An 18,561-nucleotide genomic window follows, 5' to 3' on the forward strand; every position below is an offset into this window, starting at 1 on the left:
TATCAGGACTCCCGGCTACGAGCACACATCATCGTCGCTTCGCAAACAACTTTGCCGTCAACCAGCGCTACGCCTTTGAAGCGAGTCAGGCCACGACGCGTTTTTTCAAAAGTGACTTCCATGATCATCTGATCACCAGGCACGACAGGACGCTTGAAGCGTGCTTCATCAATACCTGCGAAGTAATACAGTTCACCCGGCTCCAGCTTACCGACGCTTTTAAACGCCAGAATACCGGTAGCCTGAGCCATCGCTTCCAGAATCAACACACCCGGGAAGATAGGCTTACCCGGGAAGTGTCCCTGGAAGAACGGCTCGTTCACGGAAACATTTTTCACTGCGCGCAGAAAACGACCTTCTTCAAAATCCAGCACACGGTCTACCAGCAAAAACGGGTAGCGGTGCGGCAGAAGTTCTAAAATCTCTTCAATATGCAGAGTATGAGTGTCAGTAGTCAAAATACTCTTCCTGTCAAAATGTACTGATAACAATAATAACACGGCCTGCCGGTTTATTAGAAAGCCGACAGGCCGGGAAAGATAGCGTTAAACGGGTGACGTTTAGTCTTGTTGATCGATCTTACGCTCAAGAGACTTGAGTCGCTTGCTCATATCATCAATGTTCATCACCAGAGCTGCTGTTTTACGCCATACCTTGTTGGGTTGCAGCGGAATACCGGAGGAATAGACGCCAGGTTCAGTGATAGGACGCATTACCATGCCCATGCCCGTCACCGTCACCTTGTCGCATATTTCCATATGGCCATTAATCACGCTCGCGCCGCCAATCATGCAGTAACGACCAATTTTCAGGCTGCCCGCCATGATGACGCCCCCCGCAACCGCGGTATTGTCGCCAATCACAACGTTATGCGCAATCTGGCACTGGTTATCGATGATAACACCATTGCCAATGATAGTGTCGTCGAGTGCACCACGATCGATCGTGGTACAGGCTCCGATCTCCACGCGATCGCCAATAATAACGCGACCAAGCTGCGGGATCTTAACCCAGTTACCGCGATCGTTCGCGTAACCAAAGCCATCAGAACCAATCACGGTACTGGACTGGACGAGGCAATTTTCGCCGATTTCAACTTCATGATAAACGGACACATTGGCCCATAAACGGGTGCCAGCGCCGATTTTCGTATTTTTCCCAACAAAGCATCCAGGGCCAATGACGACGTTATCGCCCAGCTCAACGCCAGATTCAATAACCGCATTCGCGCCAACGGCCACGTTGTTACCCAGCTTAGCCGTCGGATCAATCGCTGCACTGGCAGCAATGTTCTGCGCCGGCTGCGGCGTGGTATCAAGAATTTGAGCCATGCGTGCATACGTCAGGTAGGGATTTTTCACTACCAGCGCGCTTCCAGTGGCAAAAGGAAGATCGTCCTGCGTCAGAACAACAGCTGACGCCTGGCATTGAGCCAGTTGTTCACGGTACTTAGGGCTTACCATGAAGGTAATCGTGCCAGCTTTAGCAGATTGCATGGACGCAACAGCGGTGATGACGATATCGCCATCACCGTGTAATTCTGCATCCAACTGCTGAGCTAAATCAGCCAGTCGAATTGAAGGCATTACTTATTTAACCTGTTTCAGAACATCAGCGGTGATGTCTTTAACATCGCTGCTGTTGAAAGCAACGGCGTTCGCATCAACAACCAGATCGATGCTCTGATCGGCAGCAACTGCTTTAACAGCAGTCTGAATGCGAGTCACCAGCTTGCCACGCTCTTCGTTAGAACGACGCTGACGATCCTGCTCGAAAGCCTGCGCTTTCTGGGAGAAGGTCTGGCGCTGAGCCATAACGTCTTTTTCCAGTTTGCTGCGATCGCTTGCTTTCATGGTAGAACCATCACGCTGCAGACGCTGCATTTTGGACTGAAGATCGCCTTCCATACGCTGCAGTTCGCTCGCACGGCCTTTGAATTCGTTTTCCAGAGTCGCAGAAACACCTGTTTTCTGAGCGACCTGCTGGAACAAATTACCCATGTTGACGATTGCGATTTTGTCTGCTGCCTGAGCAGAAGTTGCCATCGCTAAACCGAGACCTGCAGCTAATAACCACTTTTTCACAATTAACTCCTTACCATCCCATTGGCACCAGAAGGTACCGTTCTTTGCGTGGCAAGGCGACCGTTTTACCGATCGCCGGTTGTCAGCGCTACACTGCCAACGCATTCCATTGCAGCGGATTATTACCAGGTTTTACCAATGTTAAACTGGAATTGCTCCGCTTTGTCTCCATCGTATTTCTTAAACGGCTGGGCGTAGGAGAAGACCAACGGCCCCAGCGGTGACATCCATTGTAATGCGATACCGGCAGACATGCGAATATTGCCCGGATCGCTATAGTCTGGAACGCCAGCCGCGCGCATCTGGGCAGTATTCTCCCAGTTGGTATCCCACACCGTACCCGCATCCCAGAAGAAGGACGTACGGACGGAATTCGCGTATTTATCACTGATAAATGGCGTTGGGGTGATGAACTCCAGGCTGGCCACGGCCATGGCGTTACCGCCTACCGCATCATCAGAGCTACATACTTGTTTTGGATCACGGCTTGCGCAGTTATCTTCATCATTACCGCCGTAATAAACCGCTTTCGGACCAATGTTGTTAGACTGGAAGCCACGCACGGTGCTTGAACCACCCGCGTAGAAGTTCTCATAGAACGGCAACTCTTTACTGCCGATACCGTCACCATAGCCCCAACGGGTACGACCCAGCACCACCCACTTGTGATCGTCATCAATCGGGAAGTAGGACGCGGTATCCAGCGTCACCTTGTAGAACTCGTTATCGGAACCAGGAATGGTCACCTTACCGTTCAGGTTGACGCGAGAGCCTTCCGTTGGGAAGAAACCGCGGTCAAGACGGTTGTAGGTCCAGCCATAGTTGAAGGTGAAGTCATCTGCAGCAAAACCGTTGTCATCGCTGGAGGTACTCGCCGACTGGCCGATGGAATCCAGATAACGCCACATCGCCACCTGCGGCTGCATGTTGGACAGGTCGTTATGCACGTAACCTAAGCCCGCTCGCAGGGTATTGTATTCGTTAACCGGGAAGCCAAGCGTTCCGTCCACACCGTAACTTTTGTTGGTGTAGGAAGACAGATCTGCATCATCCGCTTTAAAGTCGTTATAGAAGATACGACCGCCCAGGCTCACACCGTCAACGGTGAAGTATGGGTTGGTAACGGAGAACTCAGAGTAGGTCTGGTAGTCGTTTTTGGTACCGTTAATACCAACAGAGTAACCCGTACCCAGCCAGTTATCCTGCTGGACGCCTACCTGGAAACTCACGCCGCTTTCCGTGCCGTAGCCCACGCCGAAGTTAAAGCTACCGGTGTTACGCTCTTTCACTTTATAAACGACATCAACCTGATCCGGGCTGCCCGGTACACGCTGAGTTTCAGTATCTACGGTTTCAAAATAGCCCAGACGGTTCAGACGCTCTTTACCCTGGTCGACCAGGTCGCTGCCCAGCCACGCCCCTTCCATCTGACGCATTTCACGACGCAGAACGGAGTCTTTGGAGGTGTCGTTACCTACGAAGCGGATCTTACGCACGTAGAAACGGTTACCCGCATCAACGTTAACGTGCAGCTTAACGGTTTTATCCGCATCGTTGATTTCCGGCTGAGTTTGTACGCGCGGATAGGCATAACCATAGCGGCCGAGCAGCTTCTTAATGCTGTCTTCCATTTTGGTGACTTTGGATCCGCTGTACAGATCGCCCGGCTGAATTTTGGTCAGCGATTCGATCTCAGCAGAATGCCCCGCCAGGTTACCACTCACTTCAACACCAGAAAGCTTGTACTGATCGCCTTCAGTAATGTTAACCGTAATGTAGATACCTTTCTTGTCCGGAGTCAGACTGACCTGAGTCGAGTCGATGTTGAAGCGGGCATAACCGCGATCCAGATAGTAGCTGCGCAGGGTTTCAAGGTCGCCCGCCAGCTTCTGTTTCTGGTATTTACGATCGCCAACCACGTTCCACCACGGCACTTCATCGCGCAGCTGGAAGGTCGAGATCAGTTCGTCGGTGCTGAACGCGTGGTTACCCACGATGTTGATCTGCTGGATCTTCGCAGAAACACCTTCCTGGAAGACCAGCTTCAGGTCAACACGGTTACGCGGGAGCGGAGTGACAACCGCTTTCACGCTGGCGCTGTATTTACCGACGCTGTAGTAGAAGTCTTCCAGACCTTTTTCAATGTCTGAAAGGGTTGTGCGGTCCAGAGATTCACCCACACGAACACCCGATGCTTCAAGGTTTTGCTTGAGCATGTCATCTTTCACCGACTTGTTGCCGGAGAAAGTGATACTGGCGATCGTTGGACGTTCTTTTACCTGTACCAGCAGCGTATCACCATCGCGCAGGACGCGGACGTCCTCGAAGTTGCCGGTGGCAAACAGAGCACGGATGGTGTTACTGATATCTTCATCATTAACCGTATCGCCGGGGCGCACAGGCATACTGAGGAGGGCCGCACCAACGGCGACACGCTGAAGGCCTTCGAAATGAATATCTTTCACTACGAACCCGTCAGCACCGTATACGGTGGCGCTGCTAAACAGCAGCGACGCTATGAGCAACTTTTTCATCGCCATCGTTATTATGCGTTCTTCCTAACTAACTCTCTTACAACCGAGAGAAATCATTGAAAAGTGCAAGCCCCATTAACAGCACCAGCAAAATCGAGCCAATGCGATAACTAAAGTCTTGAACTCGCTCGGATACCGGCCCGCCTTTTAGCTTTTCAATCGCTAAAAACAGCAGATGACCCCCGTCTAAAACGGGAAGCGGGAACAGGTTGATAATCCCAAGGTTCACGCTAATAAGCGCGAGGAACATGAGATAGTAAATCACCCCGAACTCCGCTGACATCCCAGCCCCCTGAGCAATCGAGATTGGCCCACTGAGGTTGTTCAGTTTCACATCACCGGTTATCAATTTCCCCAACATGTTGACCGTCAGCTTCATCAGTTGCCATGTTTTATCCGTGGCTTCAAGAATGGCGCTGAACGGCCCATACTGGCGTATTGTCTTGTACTCATCTGGCAGCGGGATCACTTTTGGCACAACGCCTGCAAACCCTTCTGCCTTTTTGCCGACCGACTTCGTATCCGGGATCAGCGTCAGCGAAAGCGGACTGCCTTGCCTTTCAACTTCCAGCGCGAGGGACGTCCCCGGATTATCGCGCACCAGAGTAACAAAGGTCATCCACTCTGTTAATGGTTGACCATCGACTTTAACGATCCTGTCGCCAGCTTGCAAACCCGCTTTGCTCGCCGCCGAATTTGCCTGTACTTCGGCTAATACCGGCTCAATCTGCGCGCCGCGGGGACGAATGCCCAGCGCAGCGACGGGATCCTCTTTGTCTGGCTCGAAACGCCAGTGGCGTAAATCCAGTACTTTGTCCTGACGCGCGTCTGACCCAAACGGCGATACGCTGATAGTTGTCTGCGGATCGCCAATTTTGGCTACCAGCTGCAGTCGCACGGCATCCCAATCAGGGGTTTCGATGCCATCAATCGCTTTAAGTTCCATCCCGGAGGTAATTTGCGCACTCGCCGCGATGGAGTCAGGGGCAATATCCCCCACTACCGGACGCACGCCAGGGACGCCGATGATAAACACCAGCCAGTAAGCGAAAATCGCAAAGATGAAGTTGGCTACCGGTCCGGCAGCGATGATAGCGGCGCGTTGTCCAACGGTTTTGTTGTTAAACGCACTGTGTCGCAGTTCGGGAGCGACAGGCTCAACACGTTCGTCGAGCATTTTGACGTAGCCGCCAAGCGGGATAAGAGCGATGACAAATTCCGTGCCGTGACGGTCGGTGCGCGTCCAGAGTGATTTGCCAAAACCAATGGAGAATCGCTCTACCCGCACACCACAACGGCGAGCAACCCAGAAATGGCCAAATTCATGCACGGTAATCAGTACACCCAGTGCAACAATGAACGCCGCCAGATTCCAGAGAATGCTCAGCATAAAACCTTCCGTTAAATCGTCCCGAATACCAGTAAAAGCAGGCAAGCAAATACTGGAACAGCCGCTGTCAGGCTGTCAATGCGATCCAGTATACCGCCATGCCCTGGAATAAGATGTCCGCTGTCCTTAATCCCTGCTTCACGCTTAAACATACTTTCGGTTAAATCACCGAGCACTGAGGCAAGTGCAGCAAAAATCGAGCACACCAGCAGTATTGATGGTGCCACGGCCAGATCTGCCCAGACGCCATAGCCCCAGGAAATGATCGCTGCCGTAAACAAGCCGCCGATGAAGCCTTGCCAGGTTTTCCCCGGCGAAACTTTTGGTGCCAGCTTATGTTTGCCAAACAGTTTACCAAACATATAGGCCCCGGAGTCAGCCCCCCAGACGAGAATCATCACATAAAGCAGCCAGATCGCACCGCTGTAGTGGTTTTCGTCATAATGCCAGGCGCGCAGCGCGACCATGCCCCAGAAAAACGGAACAATGGTGAGCAAACCAAAAATCAGTCGCAGCACTTTTGAATGACGCCAGATTGCGGCCGAACCTGGATAAAAAAGCACCAGCAACAGCGCAACAACCCACCAGGCCAACGACATCCACAAGGAGCCGGCAACCAGCGGTTGATGAATATCATGGTGATATTCAGGCAACGTAAACAGCATTATGGCCAGGATAAAGCCACAGAGTACCGCAAGCCATACTCGCTGGCTGCGCGAGGTAAAGCCGCTAAACTGTCCCCACTCCCACGCGGCAAGCATGCACACTACCAGCGTGACAATGGCGAATCCCACCGGGGGCAGTAAAAACAGCGCCGCAATGACAATGGGTATTAAAACAAAAGCGGAAATCAGGCGATACTTCAGCAAAAGCTACCCCCATCAGGCTTTGTCGCCACCTGGCTCGGTGCCGCCGAAACGACGCTCTCGATTGGCAAAGGCATGCAGCGCACCTTCAAAGTCTTGTTCATCAAAATCGGGCCAGAGAACATCCGTAAAGTAAAGTTCAGCATAGGCAATTTGCCATATCAGAAAGTTACTTATGCGATGTTCCCCCCCTGTCCTAATTACCAAATCCACAGGTGCCAGTTCATTCATGCAGATTTGCTTGCTCAGCGCCTCTTCATCAATCTGGTCGGGTCTCAACAGCCCTTCCTGAACCTGTTCGGCCAGATGCCGAACGCCCTGGATAATATCCCAGCGTCCACCGTAATTCGCCGCAACGTTGAGCGTCAGACCGGTATTATTTTCCGTCAGCGCTTCTGCTTTACGAATCCGCTCCTGCAAACGTGAGTTAAAACGACTGGTATCGCCAATGATGCGCAGGCGAACGTTGTGGCGGTGCAGGCTTTTTACTTCGCTGTCTAGCGCCCACACGAACAATTCCATCAACGCAGTCACTTCCTGCGGAGGTCGATTCCAGTTTTCACTGCTAAAAGCATAGAGCGTTAACGCATCAATGCCGTTATTGGCGGCAAAAGAGACGGCGCGGCGAACAGATTTCGCTCCCGCTTTATGCCCAAAGGCTCGTATTTTCCCTTGTCTTTTCGCCCAGCGCCCGTTGCCATCCATAATGATTGCTACATGACGGCAGCCATGAGCTGGCAAGTTTTCGCTTATTGGTTGATTCGCAGACAACATAACGCGTTTTTTGTCCCTGAAAGGATTTAACGGTACTCAGGAATACTTAAGCCTGTACATAAAAAAGCCGTGTCAAACCACGGCTTACCTGACCACATAAAGTCAAATTCCTGCGATCAGGTGGCGCAGACTATATCACTGAAGCCCAACGCTAACAAATAGCACGACCACTAGTGCTTGCTTTATCACCAGCTTGCGAGACGTGTCACCTGTTTACGCGCAATATCACGAGCAGCTGTATCCACCGCCAGCACCTCTTCCACGCTTTGTGGCTCGCGCAAATCCATCATTTCCAGTACCGATAAATTTAAGGACGCGATATCGGTAAAACGGATCTGCTGATTCAGAAATGCGTCAACGGTAATTTCATTGGCTGCATTCAGTGCCGTCGTCGCCGCCTGCCCCTGGTCAAAGGCGTTCATTGCAAGCTTCAGACAAGGATAACGATCGTAGTCTGGTTCACTGAACGTCAGAGAACTGAGCTTACAGAAATCAAGCGGCTTCACGCCGGATTTCACCCGGTTCGGCCATGCCATTGAATGAGCAATAGGCGTACGCATATCCGGCTCGCCGAGCTGTGCCAGCACGCTGCCATCCTGATAGCGCACCATCGAGTGAATCACCGACTGCGGGTGGATCAGTACTTCCATCTGTTTCGCCGACGCATTAAACAGCCAGCGCGCTTCAATGTATTCCAGACCTTTGTTCATCATGGTGGCAGAATCCACGGAGATTTTACGCCCCATTGACCAGTTCGGATGACGGCACGCCTGATCCGGCGTCATTGCGCGCAGTTCAGAGAGTGGCGTTTCACGGAACGGGCCACCAGACCCGGTAAGCAGAATCGACACAACGCCATTCTGCTCCAGGTCAGCGTACCCCAGGTTCTGTTGAAAAGGTTGCGGTAAACTCTGAAAAATGGCGTTGTGCTCGCTGTCGACCGGTAAAAGACGAGCCCCGCGCTGTTTTACCGCGTCCATGAACAGACGTCCGCAGGTCACCAGCGACTCTTTATTGGCGAGCAAAACATCTTTACCGGCATCGATCGCAGCAAGTGTCGGCAGCAGCCCGGCTGCGCCGACAATGGCCGCCATAACCTGGTCAACCTCATCCAGCGCCGCCATCTCGCAGGCCGCCTGCTGGCCACTCAGCACCTCGGTTCGGCTGCCCTTCTCACGCAGTTGGGCTTTTAGCAGGCGCGCGCCCTCTTCGTCATCCATCACCGCATAGCGGGGCATAAACTCCAGGCACTGCTCGACCATACGCTGCACATTCTTACCGGCCACCAGCGCTGTCACGGTGTAAAGTTCAGGATTATGGCGGACGACGTCGAGAGTACTGCAACCAATGGAACCGGTTGAGCCGAGGAGTGTTAAATGCTTCATGAGATGCCCGAAAAAAGTTAGACCAGATAAAAGCAAAACGCCGCCAGCAAGACCCGAAGTCCCTCTGAACGGCGTTTATCAGTGTACGACAGAAATCAGAACTGCATCAGTTCCGCTTCTTTTTCTGCCAGCGCCGCATCAATTTTCTTGATGGCAGCGTCGGTCATTTTCTGAATGTCGTCCTGAGAACGACGATCGTCATCTTCGCTGATCTCTTTTTCTTTCAGCAGTGCTTTCACTTTATCGTTCGCATCGCGACGCACGTTACGCACGGAAACACGACCCTGCTCAGCTTCACCGCGAACCACTTTGATGAGATCTTTACGACGCTCTTCCGTCAGCGGAGGCAGCGGAACGCGGATGTCAGCACCCGCTGAGCTTGGATTCAGCCCCAGGTCAGAAGCCATGATCGCTTTCTCAACGGCCGGGCTCATAGAGCGATCGAAGACGTTGATTTTCAGCGTACGGGTATCTTCAACCGTCACGCTCGCGAGCTGACGCAGAGGGGTTGGCGTACCGTAGTATTCTACGATGATGCCATCCAGCAGGCTTGGGGAAGCACGGCCAGTACGGATTTTGCTGATTTGGTTTTTGAACGCTTCTACGCATTTGTCCATGCGTACTTCAGCATCTTTTCTGATGTCGTTAATCACGTTACGAATCCTTGAAAACTTGTCTCAGGCAGACTATCCGCCAGCACAGCGCTACAGGTGTGCTAAGTATAGTCGCGTTTAATTCATGACAACGCCAAAGGCGCGTCCAGGTAAGATACCACTACAAAGTAAAGCGGAATCTTACCTGTATTTATCGTCGACGGAAATTATTCCGTGATCAAAGTGCCTTCTTTTTCGCCCATGACCACGCGACGCAGTGCGCCAGGCTTGTTCATGTTGAAGACTCGGATCGGCAGTTTGTGGTCGCGAGCCAGCGTGAAGGCGGCAAGATCCATCACTTTCAGCTCTTTATCCAGCACTTCGCTGTAGCTCAGCTGATCGTACATGGTCGCAGAAGGATCTTTTGCCGGGTCGGCAGTAAACACGCCGTCTACTTTGGTCGCTTTCAGCACCACGTCGGCTTCAATTTCGATACCGCGCAGGCAGGCAGCGGAATCGGTGGTAAAGAACGGGTTACCCGTACCGGCGGAGAGGATCACCACGCGGTTGTTGCGCAGCAGGCTGATGGCCTCTGCCCAGCTGTAATTATCGCAAACGCCATTCAGGGGAATCGCGGACATCAGGCGGGCATTCACGTAGGCGCGATGGAGCGCATCACGCATTGCCAGGCCATTCATCACGGTTGCCAGCATACCCATGTGGTCGCCCACAACGCGGTTCATCCCCGCTTTCGCCAGACCAGCACCACGGAAAAGGTTGCCACCGCCAATGACCACGCCTACCTGGATACCCAGTTCGACCAGTTCTTTGATTTCCTGTGCCATGCGATCAAGGATGCTTGCGTCAATACCGAAGCCTTCCGATCCCTGCAGCGCTTCGCCACTCAGCTTAAGCAGAATGCGTTTGTACACGGGTTTTGCATTGGTAGCCATGTTTCTTTCCTGAGACTGTCAACGATTAAGATGGGAGTTAATTCTGGCGACATAATATGCCGCAAATCAGCACGGCGATACTGGAGCCTGTCTGATTTCCTGTGACGGGTGACAAAAAGAAGCCGCCCTCAGGCGGCTCCTTTTCAATCATTAAGACTGCTTGGACATTGCAGCAACTTCTGCTGCGAAGTCAGTCTCAACTTTCTCGATGCCTTCGCCCACTTCGAAGCGGATGAAGCCAGTTACGTCAGCGTTGTGCTCTTTCAGCAGCTGAGCAACAGACTTGCTTGGATCCATAACGAAAGGCTGGCCAGTCAGAGAAACTTCGCCGGTGAATTTCTTCATGCGGCCTTCAACCATTTTCTCTGCGATTTCTTTTGGCTTACCAGACTGCATCGCGATGTCCAGCTGAACCTGGTACTCTTTCTCTACCACTTCAGCAGACACGTCTTCTGGCTTAACGAATTCTGGTTTGCTTGCAGCGATGTGCATTGCCAGCTGTTTAACCAGCTCTTCGTCAGCGCCTTTAGCCGCAACCAGAACACCGATACGTGCACCGTGCTGGTAAGAACCCAGTACTTCGCCTTCCAGGGAAGATACGCGACGGATGTTGATGTTCTCACCGATTTTAGCAACCAGCGCAACACGTTCTTCTTCGAACTGTGCTTTCAGAACTTCAACGTCAGTGATTTTGCCAGCAACAGCTGCGTCCAGAACTTTGTTCGCAAATGCCTGGAAACCGCCATCTTTAGCAACGAAGTCAGTCTGGCAGTTAACTTCCAGAATGATGCCGTAGGTGCCGTCGATTTTAGTGATGATCACGCCGTCAGCAGCAACGTTGCCTGCTTTCTTAGCTGCTTTGATCGCACCGGATTTACGCATGTTTTCGATTGCCAGCTCGATGTCGCCGTTCGCTTCAGTCAGCGCTTTTTTGCAATCCATCATGCCTGCGCCAGTACGCTCGCGCAGCTCTTTTACCAGGGATGCGGTAATTTCAGCCATTCTTAAATCCTCGGGAGATGTGAACTGCCCGGCCGGAGGCCAAACAGTGTAAATTGAAAAAAGGGGCCGATAATGGGCCCCTATTCATACACGGTACTAATAAGGGGTAAAACCTTATTATTCAGCTTCTACGAAGCTTTCTTCCGCCTGAGAAGCCAGATCCTGGGAACGGCCTTCACGAACGGTAGCAGCTACAGCGCTCAGGTACAGGCTAACAGCACGGATTGCGTCGTCGTTACCCGGGATAACGAAGTCAACACCGTCCGGATCGGAGTTGGTATCAACGATAGCGAATACCGGGATACCCAGGTTGTTAGCTTCTTTGATAGCGATGTGCTCGTGGTCTGCATCGATTACGAACAGCGCGTCTGGCAGGCCGCCCATATCTTTGATACCGCCCAGGCTGTTTTCCAGCTTGTCCAGTTCACGAGTGCGCATCAGCGCTTCTTTCTTAGTCAGCTTGTCGAAAGTACCGTCCTGAGACTGGGTTTCCAGATCTTTCAGGCGCTTGATGGACTGACGAACAGTTTTCCAGTTGGTCAGCATGCCGCCCAACCAGCGATGGTTCACGAAGAACTGGTCGCAGCTGTTAGCAGCATCTTTCACAGCTTCGCTTGCAGCGCGCTTAGTACCAACGAACAGAATCTTACCTTTACGGGAAGAGATCTTGTTCAGCTCAGCCAGGGCTTCGTTGAACATTGGTACAGTTTTCTCAAGGTTGATGATGTGAACTTTGTTACGCGCGCCGAAGATGAAAGGCTTCATTTTCGGGTTCCAGTAACGGGTCTGGTGACCAAAGTGAACACCAGCCTTGAGCATGTCGCGCATGGAAACAGTTGCCATGTTTTAAAACCTCTATATTGAAAGTTGGGGTTATGCCTCCACGTATCCCATATTACCGACCCCGAAGGGCACCCCGGAATATGTGCCGATACGTGTGTGTTGTTACACAAAGTGAGATTTGTCGCTTCCGTCCAGCCTGTGTATCTGAGATGGATCGGAAGTCCGGCGCGCTTTATACCACAAAACACGACCAGAAACCAACAGTTGTTGGCGGAGTGTGCTGTTAATGATTCTCAATTTGGCACGGGGCGTGCCTGACTGATACCATTGACGACACTTAGACTAGTATTGTCGAAAAAATCGACATCGATGGACAGATTACATGGCTATCTCTATTAAGACACCTGAAGAAATTGAAAAGATGCGCGTCGCCGGTCGTCTGGCCGCGGAAGTGCTGGAAATGATCGAGCCGTTCGTAAAGCCGGGCGTCAGCACCGGCGAACTGGATCGCATCTGTAATGACTATATTGTTAACGAGCAGCACGCGGTTTCCGCCTGTCTCGGCTACCACGGTTTCCCGAAATCCGTCTGCATCTCTATTAATGAAGTGGTTTGCCACGGTATTCCGGACGACGAAAAACTGCTGAAAGATGGCGATATCGTCAACATCGACGTGACCGTCATTAAAGACGAGTACCACGGTGACACATCGAAGATGTTCATCGTTGGTAAACCAACGATTCTGGGCGAGCGTCTGTGCAAAGTGACGCAAGAGAGCCTGTACCTGGCGCTGAAAATGGTTAAGCCGGGCATCCGCCTGCGCACTCTCGGTGCCGCAATTCAGAAATTCGTGGAAGCGGAAGGTTTCTCCGTGGTGCGCGAATACTGCGGTCACGGCATTGGCCGCGTCTTCCATGAAGAGCCGCAGGTTCTGCACTATGATGCCGATGACGGCGGCGTGGTGCTGCAAAAAGGGATGACCTTTACCATTGAGCCAATGGTCAACGCGGGTGACTACCGCATCCGCACTATGAAAGACGGCTGGACGGTGAAAACCAAAGACAGAAGCTTGTCTGCCCAGTACGAGCATACTATTGTGGTAACGGACAACGGCTGCGAAATTATGACGTTGCGCAAGGATGACACCATCCCGGCGATACTGACGAACATTGAGTGATAAGAAGCCGGCAAACGCCGGCTTTTTTAATGGCGATAGCTTTTTCTTATGGGTGGCGCACGATGAGTAATCTATTACCCGAACAGTATGCTAACACAGCACTTCCCACCCTCCCCGACCAGCCCGATAACCCGGGCGTCTGGCCGCCGCACGAGCTGACCTGCGCGCACATAAAAGCCCATATGGATGTTTTCCACCGCTGGCTGGGCAGCGCGTTCGACGCGGGCGTCTCTGCCGAGCAGCTCATCGAAGCGCGCACCGAATTTATCGACCAGCTCCTGCAGCGTCTGTGGATCGACTACGGTTTCGGGCAGGTGAGCGACGTCGCGCTGGTTGCCGTCGGGGGCTATGGCCGCGGGGAGCTGCATCCGCTTTCCGATATCGACCTGCTGATCCTGAGCCGCAAAAAGCTGCCGGACGAACAGGCGCAGAAAATAGGCGAGCTGCTGACTCTGCTGTGGGACGTCAAGCTTGAAGTGGGCCACAGCGTGCGCACCCTGGAAGAGTGCCTGCTGGAGGGCCTATCGGACCTGACCGTCGCCACCAACCTGATTGAAACTCGCCTGCTGATTGGCGATGTCGCGCTGTTCCTGGAGCTGCAAAAGCATATTTTCAGCGACGGCTTCTGGCCATCTGAGAAATTCTTCGCCGCCAAGGTCGAGGAACAAAACCAGCGCCACCAGCGCTACCACGGCACCAGCTATAATCTTGAACCCGATATTAAAAGCAGCCCCGGCGGCCTGCGCGACATCCACACGTTACAGTGGGTCGCCCGTCGCCACTTTGGCGCCACCTCGATGGACGAGATGGTCGGCTTTGGATTCCTGACCGAGGCCGAGCGTAACGAGCTAAACGAGTGTCTGCACCTGCTGTGGCGCATCCGTTTTGCCCTGCATCTGGAAGTTACCCGCTACGATAACCGCCTGCTGTTTGACCGTCAGCTCAGCGTAGCGCAGCGGCTGAACTATCAGGGCGAAGGCAACGAGCCGGTTGAGCAGATGATGAAGGATTTCTTCCGCGTCACCCGCCGGGTCACCGAGCTGAACCAGATGCTGTTGCAGCTGTTCGACGAGGCCATTCTGGCCCTGACTGCCGACGAAAAGCCGCGCCCGATTGACGATGAATTCCAGCTGCGCGGCACGCTTATCGATCTGCGCGACGAAACGCTGTTTATCCGTGAGCCGGAAGCGATCCTGCGGATGTTCTACACCATGGTGCGCAACAGCACCATCACCGGGATCTACTCCACCACCCTGCGCCATCTGCGCCACGCGCGCCGCCATCTGACGCAGCCTTTGTGTTACATCCCGGAAGCGCGCTCGCTGTTCCTGAGCATGCTCCGCCATCCGGGTGCCGTCAGCCGCGGGCTGCTGCCGATGCACCGTCACAGCGTGCTGTGGGCCTATATGCCGCAGTGGTCGCACATCGTTGGGCAGATGCAGTTCGATCTGTTCCACGCCTACACGGTGGATGAACACACCATCCGCGTGATGCTCAAGCTGGAAAGCTTTGCCAAAGAAGAGACGCGCTCCCGCCACCCGCTGTGCGTGGAGCTGTGGCCGCGCCTGACCCATCCGGAACTGATCCTGATTGCCGCCCTGTTCCACGACATCGCTAAGGGCCGCGGCGGCGATCACTCGGTGCTGGGCGCGCAGGACGTGCTGAAATTTGCCGAACTGCACGGTCTCAATTCGCGCGAAACGCAGCTGGTCGCCTGGCTGGTGCGCCATCACCTGCTGATGTCGGTCACCGCCCAGCGTCGCGATATTCAGGACCCTGAGGTTATTAAGCAGTTCGCCGAAGAAGTTCAAACGGAAAACCGTCTGCGCTATCTGGTCTGCCTGACGGTGGCCGATATTTGCGCCACCAACGAGACCCTGTGGAACAGCTGGAAGCAGAGCCTGCTGCGCGAGCTGTACTTCGCCACCGAAAAACAGCTGCGACGCGGGATGCAAAACACCCCGGACATGCGCGAGCGCGTGCGTCATCACCAGCTGCAGGCGCTGGCGCTGCTGCGGATGGATAACATTGATGAAGAAGCGCTGCATCAGATTTGGGCCCGCTGCCGTGCCAACTATTTTGTGCGCCACAGCCCAAACCAGCTTGCCTGGCACGCGCGGCACCTGCTGAAGCACGATCTGTCTCAACCGATGATCCTGCTGAGCCCGCAGGCCACGCGCGGCGGAACGGAGATATTCATCTGGAGCCCGGACCGGCCTTATCTGTTTGCTGCCGTCTGCGCCGAGCTGGACAGGCGTAACCTGAGCGTTCACGACGCGCAGATTTTTACCACCCGCGACGGCATGGCGATGGATACCTTTATTGTGCTGGAGCCGGACGGCAGCCCGCTGTCCTCGGACAGGCATGAAGGGATACGCTTCGGTCTGGAGCAGGCGATCACGCAGCGCAGCTGGCAGCCACCGCAGCCGCGCCGTCAGCCGGCTAAGTTACGCCACTTTACCGTCGATACCGAGGTCAACTTCCTGCCGACCCACACCGACCGTAAATCGTTCCTGGAGCTGATCGCGCTCGACCAGCCAGGGCTGCTTGCTCGCGTCGGCCAAGTTTTTGCCGATCTGGGAATTTCGCTTCATGGGGCCCGAATTACAACCATTGGCGAGCGAGTAGAAGATTTATTTATAATCGCCACCGCCGACCGGCGTGCCCTTAATAATGACCTGCAGCTTGAAGTGCAACAACGGTTGACAGCAGCCCTCAATCCAAACGATAAAGGGTGACGTGTTTTTTAGTGAAATGGAAAGAGTAAACAATGCAGCAGTTACAGAACGTTATTGAGTCCGCTTTTGAGCGTCGCGCCGAGATCACTCCGGCAAATGTGGATACCGTTACCCGTGAAGCGGTAAACCAGGTTATTTCCCTGCTGGATTCCGGCGCCCTGCGCGTGGCAGAAAAAATCGACGGTCAGTGGGTCACTCATCAATGGCTGAAGAAGGCCGTGCTGCTCTCTTTCCGCATCAACGATAACCAGGTTATCGACGGAGCAGAAAGCCGCTACTTCGATAAAGTGCCAATGAAATTCGCGGATTACGACGAAGCGCGTTTCCAGAAAGAAGGCTTCCGCGTAGTCCCACCAGCGGCAGTTCGTCAGGGCGCATTCATCGCACGTAACACCGTGCTGATGCCATCCTATGTGAACATCGGTGCGTACGTTGACGAAGGCACCATGGTCGATACCTGGGCAACCGTCGGTTCCTGCGCGCAGATCGGTAAAAACGTTCACCTGTCCGGCGGCGTTGGCATCGGTGGCGTTCTGGAGCCACTGCAGGCTAACCCAACCATCATCGAAGACAACTGCTTCATCGGCGCGCGTTCAGAAGTGGTTGAAGGCGTGATCGTGGAAGAAGGCTCTGTGATCTCCATGGGCGTTTACATCGGTCAGAGCACCCGTATTTACGATCGCGAAACCGGCGAAGTGCACTACGGTCGCGTTCCGGCGGGCTCAGTGGTCGTTTCCGGTAACCTGCCGTCAAAAGACGGTAAATACAGCCTGTACTGTGCCGTTATCGTGAAGAAAGTGGATGCGAAAACCCGCGGTAAAGTGGGCATCAACGAACTGCTGCGCACCATCGACTAATCCCCGACGCGTTGATAAACCGGGACGCGCCTGTGCGTCCCGGTATAATCATCAAAAACGTCCGTTTCCGCAGTGGCGATTGCCATTCCCTTTTTTCTCAACCCTGCGATATCCGCCGCCATACGCTGGCTCCCCAGCCAGAAAAGCCCGTCGAGAGCCGTCACGGCCAGACCCGACTCCAGCGCCAGCTTCAGTCGCTCACGCGGCGCTTTTACCTCTTTGGCGATCTGCCGGAAGGGCTCTGCAGTAAGCCCGGTGGGATCGATCCGCCGAATGCGGGTGCTCATGCGGTACTGAAAAGCCTCAGGAATCGCATTGAGATCGGCTTTCAGGCTGTAGACGCAGCCAAAGCGCTTGCCGTTAAAGATGACGTTCTTCTGGCTTAGCTGAAACTCATCGCGCAGCCCGGCGATAAGCTGAGGGGCGCGGGTCAGCACCAGTCGGAACGGCAGTTCGAAGCTGGTGACATAATCCACGTTCAGTAAGGCAATACGTAAACGCTCTTCCGCACCCGCTTTTAGCTGGCGGCACTCTGCGGCAACTTCTGCCCACTGGTGCGTGAGCCTTGGGCTCTCATCTGCGGCGCCAAAGCTGTATTTTTCGATCTGATAATCAATGCGTCCTGACATGTCATTATCCCCGCGGGCTACGCTTTCGTGCGATAACTTTGCCTCATTTCCCCGCTTTTGAATACCCGTCTCGCTCGCCTTTTCTCAGCTGAAGTAACAATGATGAATCTCTTTACAAGCAAGTTCACCTCGTTACTTAATGCAAATTTTTTCTTTTAAAACATAGGTTTGTTGAAAAACAGGATTAACGATATTATTCGTGAACAGCAAATAATAATCTGGCCTTGCGGACAATAAACGGGAATCGTGCAATGAGTCATTACGGCAAAATAATTGGTGCGGGGATCGCAGGTCTGGTCACTCTGGCCGGGACGTATTTATGGGGAAAAAATAACGGCAAAGACGAAGGGATTGCTGAAGGGCAGCAGATCGCAAAAGCTGAATATGCCGAAAAGATCAAAAAACTCCAGACTGAACTGGCGGACAAGATGCGCGATATCAGTAAACGGGATGACTTTATCCTCGCGGCGTATGCGCTGGGGACATGCTGCATCAAGGCTAATGGCAAGACCCCAGCGGAAAATATTGCCCTGCTGGATGATGCAGTGTCTGGTCTTGTTCCGCGGGAAAAGTTACCTCAAGCCGTTCAGCAGAAGATCGTCGAGATGGTCGAAACACCGCCCAATCTGCCAACGGTTTGGTCACTTATAAATGAATATCAGCTTAACGATGCGAAAAGCCTGGAGAGGTTTAGCCTCATTGTTGGCATGATGGCAAGTCAGGATGAGCTAAGAACACAAAGCGAAAGTGATTTTATGGCCTCCTGGAACTTACTGGTTGCGGCCTGAGGACGACG

17 protein-coding genes are annotated in these 18,561 nt (G+C 53.4%); 4 read left to right on the top strand and 13 right to left on the bottom strand.

Annotated elements, in window-relative coordinates; genetic code table 11:
* Positions 1–2 precede the first annotated feature (2 nt).
* From fabZ to rpsB, 12 genes are all read right to left on the bottom strand, one after another.
* On the bottom strand, positions 3–458 hold the full coding sequence (gene fabZ, locus A6013_RS18045; protein WP_010426706.1) for a 3-hydroxyacyl-ACP dehydratase FabZ: 456 nt from the start codon (positions 456–458) through the stop codon (positions 3–5).
* A gap of 102 nt (positions 459–560) precedes the next feature.
* Complete coding sequence (gene lpxD / locus A6013_RS18050) at positions 561–1,586, bottom strand: UDP-3-O-(3-hydroxymyristoyl)glucosamine N-acyltransferase (protein ID WP_041911190.1); 1,026 nt, start codon at positions 1,584–1,586, stop codon at positions 561–563.
* A 3-nt stretch (positions 1,587–1,589) separates the two neighbouring features.
* Positions 1,590–2,084 carry a molecular chaperone Skp gene (gene skp, locus A6013_RS18055; protein ID WP_014882635.1) on the bottom strand — a complete coding sequence of 165 codons (495 nt, stop codon included), beginning with the start codon at positions 2,082–2,084 and terminating at the stop codon, positions 1,590–1,592.
* Between the two features lie 122 nt (positions 2,085–2,206).
* A complete protein-coding gene (bamA, locus tag A6013_RS18060; RefSeq protein ID WP_028015584.1) occupies positions 2,207–4,624 on the bottom strand; it encodes an outer membrane protein assembly factor BamA in 2,418 nt (805 codons plus the stop codon).
* 31 nt (positions 4,625–4,655) lie between these two features.
* The gene (gene rseP / locus A6013_RS18065) at positions 4,656–6,008 is read right to left on the bottom strand and encodes a sigma E protease regulator RseP (RefSeq protein WP_041911192.1); all 1,353 of its coding nucleotides are present in this window, start codon (positions 6,006–6,008) and stop codon (positions 4,656–4,658) included.
* An 11-nt stretch (positions 6,009–6,019) separates the two neighbouring features.
* Positions 6,020–6,877, bottom strand: a complete 858-nt coding sequence (gene cdsA, locus A6013_RS18070) for a phosphatidate cytidylyltransferase (protein ID WP_041911193.1) — start codon at positions 6,875–6,877, stop codon at positions 6,020–6,022.
* A gap of 12 nt (positions 6,878–6,889) precedes the next feature.
* Positions 6,890–7,648 (bottom strand): (2E,6E)-farnesyl-diphosphate-specific ditrans,polycis-undecaprenyl-diphosphate synthase, encoded by a 759-nt coding sequence (gene ispU, locus A6013_RS18075; protein WP_028015581.1) that lies wholly within the window; start codon positions 7,646–7,648, stop codon positions 6,890–6,892.
* A gap of 185 nt (positions 7,649–7,833) precedes the next feature.
* Entirely contained in the window at positions 7,834–9,033 is a 1,200-nt protein-coding gene (ispC, locus tag A6013_RS18080) for a 1-deoxy-D-xylulose-5-phosphate reductoisomerase (protein WP_047367359.1), read from the bottom strand.
* 95 nt (positions 9,034–9,128) lie between these two features.
* On the bottom strand, positions 9,129–9,686 hold the full coding sequence (frr, locus tag A6013_RS18085; protein ID WP_003856180.1) for a ribosome recycling factor: 558 nt from the start codon (positions 9,684–9,686) through the stop codon (positions 9,129–9,131).
* Positions 9,687–9,853: 167 nt separating this feature from the next.
* Positions 9,854–10,579 (bottom strand): UMP kinase, encoded by a 726-nt coding sequence (gene pyrH / locus A6013_RS18090; protein WP_008501910.1) that lies wholly within the window; start codon positions 10,577–10,579, stop codon positions 9,854–9,856.
* 150 nt (positions 10,580–10,729) lie between these two features.
* Positions 10,730–11,581: a translation elongation factor Ts gene (gene tsf, locus A6013_RS18095; protein WP_028015579.1), complete on the bottom strand. Its 852-nt coding sequence runs from the start codon at positions 11,579–11,581 to the stop codon at positions 10,730–10,732.
* A gap of 117 nt (positions 11,582–11,698) precedes the next feature.
* Positions 11,699–12,424 carry a 30S ribosomal protein S2 gene (gene rpsB, locus A6013_RS18100; protein ID WP_003856207.1) on the bottom strand — a complete coding sequence of 242 codons (726 nt, stop codon included), beginning with the start codon at positions 12,422–12,424 and terminating at the stop codon, positions 11,699–11,701.
* Between the two features lie 322 nt (positions 12,425–12,746).
* On the opposite strand from rpsB, the gene map reads away from it, so the two are divergent.
* The 3 genes from map to dapD all read left to right on the top strand — a co-directional run bounded on the left by map (position 12,747) and on the right by dapD (position 17,136).
* The gene (gene map, locus A6013_RS18105; RefSeq protein WP_028015578.1) at positions 12,747–13,541 is read left to right on the top strand and encodes a type I methionyl aminopeptidase; all 795 of its coding nucleotides are present in this window, start codon (positions 12,747–12,749) and stop codon (positions 13,539–13,541) included.
* Between the two features lie 62 nt (positions 13,542–13,603).
* Complete coding sequence (glnD, locus tag A6013_RS18110; protein WP_008501914.1) at positions 13,604–16,279, top strand: bifunctional uridylyltransferase/uridylyl-removing protein GlnD; 2,676 nt, start codon at positions 13,604–13,606, stop codon at positions 16,277–16,279.
* Positions 16,280–16,311: 32 nt separating this feature from the next.
* Entirely contained in the window at positions 16,312–17,136 is an 825-nt protein-coding gene (gene dapD / locus A6013_RS18115; RefSeq protein WP_008501915.1) for a 2,3,4,5-tetrahydropyridine-2,6-dicarboxylate N-succinyltransferase, read from the top strand.
* Here dapD and A6013_RS18120 read toward each other — a convergent pair.
* Complete coding sequence (locus tag A6013_RS18120; RefSeq protein ID WP_041911197.1) at positions 17,133–17,765, bottom strand: DNA-binding protein; 633 nt, start codon at positions 17,763–17,765, stop codon at positions 17,133–17,135. The genes dapD and A6013_RS18120 overlap by 4 nt on opposite strands.
* A 251-nt stretch (positions 17,766–18,016) precedes the next feature.
* Here A6013_RS18120 and A6013_RS18125 point away from each other — a divergent pair, with 251 nt between their 5' ends.
* Positions 18,017–18,553: a hypothetical protein gene (locus tag A6013_RS18125; protein WP_047363662.1), complete on the top strand. Its 537-nt coding sequence runs from the start codon at positions 18,017–18,019 to the stop codon at positions 18,551–18,553.
* The last annotated feature ends 8 nt before the right edge of the window (positions 18,554–18,561 follow it).

It is taken from the genome of Enterobacter sp. IF2SW-B1 (assembly GCF_001743375.1).
GTDB lineage: Bacteria > Pseudomonadota > Gammaproteobacteria > Enterobacterales > Enterobacteriaceae > Enterobacter > Enterobacter bugandensis.